Origin of the sequence: Streptomyces sp. NPDC007264 (genome assembly GCF_042869095.1) — a bacterium.
GTDB lineage: Bacteria > Actinomycetota > Actinomycetes > Streptomycetales > Streptomycetaceae > Streptomyces.
Genome location: NZ_JBIAFD010000007.1, coordinates 215,197 through 224,858, shown reverse-complemented (window position 1 = coordinate 224,858; position 9,662 = coordinate 215,197). Strand labels below are relative to the sequence as shown.

Genomic DNA, 9,662 nt, shown 5'->3' with positions numbered 1-9,662 from the left:
GCCCATGGACGGGCTCCCGCCCTCCATGGGCCCGGGCCGGCGTGCGCGGGGGCTACTCCGCCGGGTCCACGCCCGCGCGCAGCAGCCCGTACGTGTACGCGTCCTCCAGCGCCTGCCACGACGCCGCGATCACGTTCTCCGCGACACCGACCGTGGACCACTCGGCCTTGCCGTCCGACGTGGAGATCAGGACTCGGGTCGTGGACTGGGTGCCGTGCCTGCCCTCCAGGATGCGGACCTTGTAGTCGACCAGGTCGAGGGCGGCGAGCTGCGGGTAGATCTTCTCCAGGGCGACGCGCAGGGCGCGGTCCAGGGCGTTCACCGGGCCGTTGCCCTCCGCCGTCGCGACGATGCGTTCGCTCTTCGCCCACAGCTTGACCGTCGCCTCGTTGGCGTGGGTGCCGTCGGGGCGGTCCTCCACGATCGCCCGCCAGGACTCCGTGCGGAAGTAGCGCAGCGGCCGGCCCGCCGCCTCCTCGCGCAGCAGCAGTTCGAAGGACGCGTCCGCCGCCTCGTAGGTGTAGCCCTTCAGCTCGCGTTCCTTGACGCGCTCGACCACCCTGCCGACCAGCTCGCGATCGCCGCCCAGGTCGACGCCCAGTTCTTTGCCCTTGAGCTCCACGGAGGCGCGGCCGGCCATGTCGGAGACCAGCATCCGCATGGTGTTGCCGACCAGCTCGGGGTCGATGTGCTGGTACAGGTCGGGGTCCACCTTGATGGCGGACGCGTGCAGGCCCGCCTTGTGGGCGAAGGCGGACACGCCCACGTACGGCTGGTGGGTGGACGGGGTGAGGTTCACCACCTCCGCGATCGCGTGCGAGATGCGCGTCATCTCGCGCAGCCTGCCCTCGGGCAGCACCTTCTTGCCGTACTTCAGCTCCAGGGCGGCCACCACCGGGAACAGGTTGGCGTTGCCCACCCGCTCGCCGTATCCGTTGGCGGTGCACTGCACGTGGGTCGCGCCCGCGTCGACCGCGGCGAGGGTGTTCGCGACCGCGCAGCCCGTGTCGTCCTGCGCGTGGATGCCGAGGCGGGCACCCGTGTCCGCCAGCACCGTGGAGACGACCGCCTGCACCTGCGCGGGAAGCATGCCGCCGTTCGTGTCGCAGAGGACGACCACGTCCGCGCCCGCCTGGGCCGCCGCGCGGACCACGGACTTCGCGTACTCCGGGTTCGCCCGGTAGCCGTCGAAGAAGTGCTCGCAGTCCACGAAGACCCGGCGGCCCTGCGCCCGCAGGTGGGACACCGTGTCGCGGATCATCTCCAGGTTCTCGTCGAGGGTGGTGCGCAGGGCCAGCTCGACATGGCGGTCGTGGGACTTGGCGACCAGGGTGATCACCGGCGCTCCCGAGTCGAGCAGGGCCTTGACCTGCGGGTCCTCCGCCGCCTTGCCGCCCGCCCGCCGGGTGGCGCCGAAGGCGACCAGCCGGGCGTGCTTGAACTCGATCTCCTGCCGCGCGCGGGCGAAGAACTCGGTGTCCCGCGGGTTGGCGCCGGGCCAGCCACCCTCGATGAAGCCCACGCCGAAGTCGTCCAGGTGCCGTGCGATGGCCAGCTTGTCCGCGACGGTGAGGTTGATGCCCTCGCGCTGCGCCCCGTCGCGCAGCGTGGTGTCGAAGACGTGGAACGAATCGTCGAGCTCGCTGGATGCGGTCATGGTCTCAAGGCTCCTGTGTCGAATCTCGGTCTTACCGGAATGACCGGCTCCACCGTCCCTCCCATGGTCCCTCGCGCTCCCCTCCTGGCGTGGGGTGGTCCAGGAAAACGAAAAACCTCTCGCGGGTGCGAGAGGTCTGCGCGCGGGTCGAGGACGACGGTGGCCGCCCGCACCTGGTCGTACGTGGCGGTCACTGCGGACCGGCGCGCCTGCTGCCAATAATCATGGCGAACGTGAGCACAGGGGCAGTCTGGCACAATCCGCCCCCTGTGCTCACAGCCGTCTCAGGATGCGGTCGTCAACGACGACGACTGCGATTCCTTCGACAGGGCCTACCCCAGCCGGTGCATCCAGCCGTGGGCGTCCTCGCGGGTGCCGCGCTGGAGGTCCAGGAGGGCCTCGCGGAGCCTGAGGGTGACCTTGCCCGGCCCGCCGTCCGCCTGCTTCCACTCGGCGCCCGCGCGCTTGACCGTGCCGACGGGGGTGATGACCGCCGCCGTGCCGCAGGCGAAGACCTCGCTGAGGGAGCCGTTCTCGGAGTCCTCCTGCCACTGCGCGACGGAGACGCGGCCCTCCTCCGCCTCGTAGCCGAGGTCGCGGGCGACCGTCAGCAGGGAGTCACGGGTGACACCCTCCAGGATGGAGCCGGTCAGCGACGGGGTGACGATCCTGTTGCCGTACACGAAGTACAGGTTCATGCCGCCGAGTTCCTCGACCCACGTGTGTTCCACGGCGTCGAGGTAGCAGACCTGGTCGCAGCCCTGGGCCGCGGCTTCCGCCTGGGCGAGCAGGGACGCCGCGTAGTTGCCGCCCGTCTTGGCGTCGCCCATGCCGCCGGGGACGGCGCGGACGCGGTCCTCGGAGATCCAGATGGAGACCGGCTTGACGCCGCCCGCGAAGTAGGCACCGGCCGGGGAGGCGATCACCAGGAAGAGGTACTCGTTGGCCGGCTTCACCCCGAGGCCGACCTCGGTGGCGATCATGAACGGGCGCAGGTAGAGCGACTCCTCGCCCCCGTGTGCCGGGACCCACGCCTTGTCCTGCTGGACGAGCACGTCGCACGCCTCGATGAACGTCTCGACCGGCAGCTCGGGCATGGCCAGGCGGCGGGCGGAGCGCTGGAAGCGCCGGGCGTTCATCTCCGGGCGGAACGTGGCGACCGAGCCGTCGGGCTGCCGGTACGCCTTGAGCCCCTCGAAGATCTCCTGCGCGTAGTGCAGGGTCATGTTGGCGGGATCGAGGGAGAGCGGGCCGTACGGGACGAGCTGGCCGTCGTGCCAGCCCCGGCCCTCGGTCCACTTGATCGTCACCATGTGGTCGGTGAAGTGGCGGCCGAACCCGGGGTTGGCCAGGATCGCCTCCCGCTCGGCGTCGGAGAGCGGGTGGGCGGAGGGCTTCAGCTCGATCGTGGGCATCGTCATGAATGGTTGTCCTTCACCGGTTGTTGTGACGGGCCGCGCTCACGCCCGTACGGCCAGTGGCCAGTGCTGGGACGTCCGAGCATTCCCTCATTCCGCGGCTCCGCGCTCGATTATCGCAAGCCGGGGCGGCGGGCAGAACGGTGTGGACGCGGCCCTTTGGTTGCCCAGGGGTGGGTTGATGGTGGCACCCGGCGAGGGCATGGGAAAGCCGCCGGGTGCGATGACGACCCGGCGGCTTCTCTGGAGGGGGTGAGCGGCGCGGCGGGTCAGCCGGCTACTCGTACGGCGAGGGTGTCGCCGATCTCGTCGGTGGTGCGGGCGGGCCTGCCCACGCGCTCCGCGAGGTCGGCGGAGACGGCCTCCTCGATGCGGGCGGCCTCGGTCTCGTAGCCGAGGTGGCGCAGCAGGAGGGCGACGGACAGCACGGTGGCCGACGGGTCGGCCTTGCCCTGGCCCGCGATGTCGGGCGCCGAGCCGTGCACCGGCTCGAACATCGACGGGAACGCGCCGGACGGGTTGATGTTCCCGGAGGCGGCCACGCCGATGCCGCCGGAGATGGCGGCGGCCAGGTCGGTGATGATGTCACCGAAGAGGTTGTCCGTGACGATCACGTCGAAGCGCTCGGGCTGCGTGACGAGGTAGATCGTCGCCGCGTCCACGTGCATGTACTCGGTGGTGACCTCGGGGAACTCCTCGCCGACCTTGGTGAAGATGTCCGTCCACAGATGACCGGCGTGCACCAGCACGTTGTTCTTGTGGACCAGGGCGAGCTTCTTGCGGGGGCGGGCCTGGGCGCGGGCGTAGGCGTCGCGCACGACGCGCTCGATGCCGAAGGCGGTGTTCAGCGAGACCTCGGTGGCGACCGCGTGCGGGGTGCCAGTGCGGATGGTGCCGCCGTTGCCGGTGTACGGGCCCTCGGTGCCCTCGCGGACCACGACGAAGTCGATCTCGGGCTGGCCCGCGAGCGGGGTCTCGACACCCGGGAGCAGCTTGGAGGGCCGCAGGTTGACGTGGTGGTCGAAGGCGAAGCGGAGCTTGAGCAGGAAACCGCGCTCCAGGACACCGGACGGGACCGACGGGTCGCCGATCGCGCCGAGGAGGATGGCGTCGTGCTGCTTGAGCTGTTCCAGGTCGGCGTCGGTGAGGGTCTCGCCGGTGGCGTGGTAGCGCCGGGCGCCGAAGTCGTACTCCTTGGTCTCCAGCTTCACATCCTGCGGGAGAACGGTGGAGAGGACCTTGAGCCCCTGGGCCACGACCTCCTGGCCGATGCCGTCACCGGGAATCACTGCGAGATTGATGCTGCGAGACATGACGGCACCGTACTCCTTGTCCCATGGGATGACACGGGGTGTCCGGGATGCGGACATGCCCCGGTCATCCGGATGGGGGTGCGGCTCAGTGGCCGGTCTCGCCGCCGTTGTCCCGGCGGTCGAGGGCGCGCTGGAGGGCGGCGGCGGCGTTCTTGCGGTCGGACTCACTCGTCCGGGAAACACGACGGACTCGGCGGCGGGCGGTCGTCTCGGCCATGGGGGGATCGACTCCTTCGACATTCCTGGAGCGCGGAGAAACGGGGGGTTGCGAGACTCCCCCACTGCCTGATGGGCGTGGGCGGTGCCCTCAAGGGGCGGGGAGCGGTGCCGCAGGGGTGACCTGCACAGGGCCCGGCTCACGACCGCCATTCGCTTGATCGAGCGAGACGTTCGGCTCCTACAAAGCTAAGGGAGGAGCGCGCCACTGTCTCCACAATTACTCGGACTTCCTACTATCTGAGACGGCCGATCCGGTCACACCGATGTGACCTGCGAGAACGCCGGGACCGTCAGAGGACGTCCCCGTCCCTCCAGTCGAAGACCAGCTCGTGCGCCGGGTCGAGGGGACGCGCGGCCGCGGTGCGCACGAAGGTGCAGTCCTCCTCCTCGGGGAGGCGCACCACGCCGCCGGGGCCGAGGGCGCAGACGCGGCCGGACCACAGTCGCCAGCCGCGGGCGTGGTACAGGGCGGCGCCGTCGTCGCTGGCGGAGAGCGCGCCGAGGTCGTAGGCGCGGTCGGTGATCCGCTCCAGCTCGGCCATGACGCGTCCGCCGAGTCCCCGGCGGCGCACGTCGGCGCGGACGCCCACGGCCTCGACGTAACCGACGCGCAGCCACCTCCCCCGGTGGCCGGCCCGCCGCTGGACGACCGATCCGTAAGCGGCGAGCCCCCGCTCGTCGTGCACGAGCACATGCAGCCCGCCCAGCGCGTGCTCCCAGTCCCGGTCCCCGAAGTCGCCCTCGAACACGGCGTCGAGGAGGTCGCGGGCGGCCCGGAGCTCGACGGGGTCGAGGTCGGCGGTGTGGACGGTACGGACCCGGACGGTCATCGGCCCAGTATTCCGCACCGGCATGCCCCGGCCGCCGCCACGACGCCGCCCCCGGCCCGGGGCCCGGGGCGGGGGCCCGGGGCGGGGGTCCGGGCCGGGGGCGGGGGCGGCGTCGCGTCCTGCGGGCGTCAGCCCATGTGCGGGTAGGTGTAGTCGGTCGGCGGGACCAGCGTCTCCTTGATGGCGCGGGTCAGGGTCCAGCGCAGCAGGTTCTGCGGGGCGCCCGCCTTGTCGTCGGTGCCGGAGGCGCGGCCGCCGCCGAAGGGCTGCTGGCCGACCACGGCACCGGTCGACTTGTCGTTGATGTAGAAGTTGCCCGCCGCGTAGCGCAGCTTCTGCGCCGTGTACGCCGCCGCCGCGCGGTCGTCGGCGATGACCGAGCCGGTCAGTGCGTAGTCCGACACCGACTCCATCTGGGTCAGCATCTCGTCGTACGCCCCGGCGGAGCTGTCGTCGTAGACGTGCACCGCGAGGATCGGGCCGAAGTACTCCGTGCGGAAGACCTCGTTCTCCGGGTCGGTGCACTCGATGACGGTCGGGCGCACGAAGTAGCCGACCGAGTCGTCGTAGGTGCCGCCCGCGACGATCGTGCAGGACGGGTCCTGCTTGGCGCGGTCGATCGCCGCCTTGCTCTTCGCGAAGGCGCGCTCGTCGATGACCGCGCCGATGAAGTTCGACAGGTCGGTCACGTCACCCATGGTCAGGTAGTCGACCTCGGCCGCGAACTCCTCCTTGAAACCGGAGTTCCAGAGGGACGCCGGGATGTACGCCCGGGAGGTCGCCGAGCACTTCTGGCCCTGGTACTCGAAGGCACCGCGGGTCAGCGCCGTCTTCAGGACCGCCCGGTCCGCGCTCGGGTGCGCGACGAGGAAGTCCTTGCCGCCGGTCTCGCCGACCAGACGCGGGTACGAACGGTACTTCTCGATGTTCTGGCCGACCGTCCTCCACAGGTACTGGAAGGTCTTCGTCGAGCCGGTGAAGTGGATGCCCGCGAGGTCCCGGTGCTCCAGGGCGACCTCGGAGACCTCGATGCCGTCACCCGTCAGGAGGTTGACGACGCCCTTGGGCAGACCCGCCTCCTCCAGCAGCCGCATCAGCAGCACGGCGGCGTGGGTCTGGGTCGGGGACGGCTTCCAGACCACCACGTTGCCCATGAGGGCGGGGGCGGTGGGCAGATTGCCCGCGATCGCCGTGAAGTTGAACGGGGTGATCGCGTAGACGAAGCCCTCCAGCGGGCGGTGGTCGAGGCGGTTCCACACGCCCGGGGAGTTCACCGGGGGCTGCTCGGCCAGGATCTGGCGGGCGTAGTGGACGTTGAAGCGCCAGAAGTCGACCAGCTCGCAAGGGCTGTCGATCTCGGCCTGCTGGGCCGTCTTGGACTGGCCGAGCATGGTGGAGGCGGCGATGGTCTCGCGCCACGGTCCGGCCAGCAGCTCGGCGGCGCGCAGGAAGATCGCGGCGCGGTCGTCGAACGACATCGCACGCCAGCCGGGCGCGGCGGCCAGGGCCGCGTCGATGGCGTCCCGCGCGTCCTGCCGGGTGGCGTTGCGGTACGTGCCGAGGACCGACGAGTGGTGGTGCGGCTGCACGACGCGGAAGGGCTCACCGCCGCCCATGCGCTTCTCGCCGCCGATGGTGCACGGCAGGTCGACCGGGTTGTCGGCCAGTTCCTTGAGCCGGGCCTCCAGACGGGCGCGTTCGGGCGACCCGGGGGCGTAGCCGTGCACCGGCTCGTTGACGGGGGTGGGGACCTGGGTCACAGCGTCCATGGATTCCGTAACTCCTTTTGCGAGCGGGTGGGTGTCAGCCCCTGGTGAGGACCGGAAGGGGGAGGAGGCGCGGGCCGGCCTCAGCCGCGTGTGATCATGCTCCGCAGGAAGAAGCGCAGGTTGGCCGGCTTCTCCGCGAGGCGCCGCACGAAGTAGCCGTACCAGTCCGTGCCGTACGCCGTGTAGACGCGCATGCGATGGCCCTCGGCGGCCAGCCGCAGGTGCTCCTCGCTGCGGATGCCGTACAGCATCTGGAACTCGTACTCGTCGGGCTTGCGCCCGGCGCGCCGGGCGAGCTCCTGCGCGATGGAGACGATCCGCGGATCGTGGGAGCCGATCATCGGGTATCCGTCGCCCTCCATGAGGGTCTTCAGGATGCGGACGTACGCCTTGTCGATCTCGTGCCTGCTCTGGTGCGCGACCGACGCGGGCTCCTTGTACGCCCCCTTCACGATACGCACCCGGCTGCCGTCGGCGGCCAGACGCCGGGCGTCGGACTCGGTGCGGAAGAGGTACGCCTGGATCACGCAGCCGGTCTCCGGGAAGTCCTTCCGCAGCTCCTCGTGGATGGCGAACATCGAGTCCAGGGTGGTGTGGTCCTCCGCGTCCAGCGTGACCGTCGTGCCGATGGCGGCCGCCGCCTCGACGACCGGGCGCACCTGGGTGAGGGCCAGGTCGTGGCCGTCGTCCAGTGCCTGGCCGAACATCGACAGCTTCACGGACATCTCGACCCTCGGGCCCAGTTCGAGGTCCTTGATCCGGTCGATCAGTTCGAGGTACGCGTCGCGGGCGACGGTGGCCTGGCCGGGGGTGGTGATGTCCTCGCCGACGACGTCCATGGTCAGGTCCAGGCCCTTGCCGGTGAGGTCCTCGACGACCGGGACGATGTCGTCCACGGTCTCGCCGGGGATGAAGCGGTCGACGACCTGCCTGGTCACCGGGGCCGCCGAGATCAGGCGGCGCATGCGGTCGCTGCGCGACGCGGCGAGAATCACGGGACCCAGCACGGGGCACCTCCACAGGGCGACAGGAGGCCGAATCCCGACCGAGCGGGTACGGCACGGAGAACCACCGTGAAACCTAGGGATCCCTCCGATCGTCGGCCATCGACAGCTGTCACGCATCCGTGCCCCGGATCTCAGACATCTGTATGAGCGGCGGGGAACCGTGCGGGAGAATGGTCGTGTGGCGGATGTTTTCACGGCAGGCCGGGGCGACTACCAGGAGCTCGTCGACGAGATCTCGGCACTCCTCGGCGCCCCGGCGACGCTGGAGAACCGGGACTTCGAACTGATCGCCTTCGCCGCGTACGACAGCGACGCCGAGTTCGACGAGGCGTCCCTCGACCCGGTCCGCACCCGCTCGATCCTCACGCGCCGTTCCACGGCCGCGGTGCGCGCGTGGTTCGAGGGTTTCGGCATCGCGCGCGCCACCGGACCGGTGCGCATCCCGCCCACCCCGGAGGCGGGCGTCTACCGGGGGAGGATCTGTCTGCCGGTACGCCATCGGGGTGTCGTCCTCGGCTATGTGTGGCTGCTGACCGACGAGCCGGGCCCGTCCGAGGAGCAGCTGTCGGCCGCCACGGAGGTCACCGCCCGCATCGGCGCCCTGCTCGCCGACGAGGCGCAGGCGGGCGCGGACCTGACGCGCGAACTGCGCGCCGTCCTGGTCGCCGAGGACGGCTGGCAGCGCGACATGGCGGTGGCCGAGCTGCGTACGGCGCTGGGGGCGCGGGGCGAGGGCCTGCACACGGTGGTCTGCGTCGCCCCCTGGCCCTCGGCCGACCCCGACGACGCCCCCTCGGTCCGCACGCTGCCCGCGGCCACCGCGCTGTGCACCGTGCCGTGGGGCGAGGACGCCTCCGGCGCCCCCGAGACGGAGGACGAGGCGGGCCGCGGCCTGGCCCTGCTGGTGCGGCTGCGCTCGACGGACGTCCTGACCCCGGCGCTGACGGCGGCCACGCGGCTGCTGCGGGAGGCGGAGGGCAGAGCGGGCGGCGGACGGACCGCGGCCGGGGTGGCGGCGGTGCGCCACGGACTCGCCGATCTGGGCACCGCCTGGCGGGAGGCGTCGGCGGCGGCCCGCGCGGCCCTGGCGGAGACCCGGCTCGGCCCGGTCGCCCAGTGGTCGGCCATCGGGCCGTACCGCCTGCTGACGTCGCTGCCGCCACGGGCGGCCGACGACCCTGCCGTGCGCGCCCTCCTGACCCCCGCCCACCATGAGCTGGCCCGCACGGCCGAGGTGTTCCTCGACCGCGCGGGCCAGGCCGGGCGGACGGCGTCCGAGCTGGGCATCCACCGCCAGACGCTGTACTACCGCCTGTCCCGGATCGAGCAGCTCACCGGGTTGGACCTGGACGACGGCGAGGACCGGCTGCTGCTCCACATGGCGCTGAAGGGCGCGCGGCTGCAAGGAGCCGGGAGCGGGCGGGGAGCCCAGAACCGGCCCTAGTGCCG

8 protein-coding genes are annotated in these 9,662 nt (G+C 71.3%); 1 reads left to right on the top strand and 7 read right to left on the bottom strand.

What is annotated here, in order from left to right; genetic code table 11:
• Positions 1 to 52: 52 nt before the first annotated feature.
• The 7 genes from cimA to ACFYMU_RS14400 all read right to left on the bottom strand — a co-directional run bounded on the left by cimA (position 53) and on the right by ACFYMU_RS14400 (position 8,213).
• Positions 53 to 1,657, bottom strand: a complete 1,605-nt coding sequence (gene cimA, locus ACFYMU_RS14430; protein WP_388372593.1) for a citramalate synthase — start codon at positions 1,655 to 1,657, stop codon at positions 53 to 55.
• 332 nt (positions 1,658 to 1,989) lie between these two features.
• Positions 1,990 to 3,078, bottom strand: coding sequence for a branched-chain amino acid aminotransferase (locus ACFYMU_RS14425; protein WP_388372591.1), 1,089 nt, complete (start codon positions 3,076 to 3,078; stop codon positions 1,990 to 1,992).
• 266 nt (positions 3,079 to 3,344) lie between these two features.
• Complete coding sequence (locus ACFYMU_RS14420; RefSeq protein ID WP_388372589.1) at positions 3,345 to 4,388, bottom strand: 3-isopropylmalate dehydrogenase; 1,044 nt, start codon at positions 4,386 to 4,388, stop codon at positions 3,345 to 3,347.
• 85 nt (positions 4,389 to 4,473) lie between these two features.
• Positions 4,474 to 4,605 carry a hypothetical protein gene (locus tag ACFYMU_RS14415; protein WP_381087093.1) on the bottom strand — a complete coding sequence of 44 codons (132 nt, stop codon included), beginning with the start codon at positions 4,603 to 4,605 and terminating at the stop codon, positions 4,474 to 4,476.
• Positions 4,606 to 4,897: 292 nt separating this feature from the next.
• Complete coding sequence (locus ACFYMU_RS14410; protein WP_388372587.1) at positions 4,898 to 5,437, bottom strand: GNAT family N-acetyltransferase; 540 nt, start codon at positions 5,435 to 5,437, stop codon at positions 4,898 to 4,900.
• A gap of 128 nt (positions 5,438 to 5,565) precedes the next feature.
• Complete coding sequence (gene pruA, locus ACFYMU_RS14405) at positions 5,566 to 7,206, bottom strand: L-glutamate gamma-semialdehyde dehydrogenase (RefSeq protein WP_388372585.1); 1,641 nt, start codon at positions 7,204 to 7,206, stop codon at positions 5,566 to 5,568.
• Between the two features lie 80 nt (positions 7,207 to 7,286).
• Positions 7,287 to 8,213, bottom strand: a complete 927-nt coding sequence (locus ACFYMU_RS14400; RefSeq protein WP_388372583.1) for a proline dehydrogenase family protein — start codon at positions 8,211 to 8,213, stop codon at positions 7,287 to 7,289.
• Between the two features lie 160 nt (positions 8,214 to 8,373).
• Here ACFYMU_RS14400 and ACFYMU_RS14395 point away from each other — a divergent pair, with 160 nt between their 5' ends.
• Positions 8,374 to 9,657, top strand: coding sequence for a PucR family transcriptional regulator (locus ACFYMU_RS14395; RefSeq protein ID WP_388372581.1), 1,284 nt, complete (start codon positions 8,374 to 8,376; stop codon positions 9,655 to 9,657).
• Positions 9,658 to 9,662: the final 5 nt, after the last annotated feature.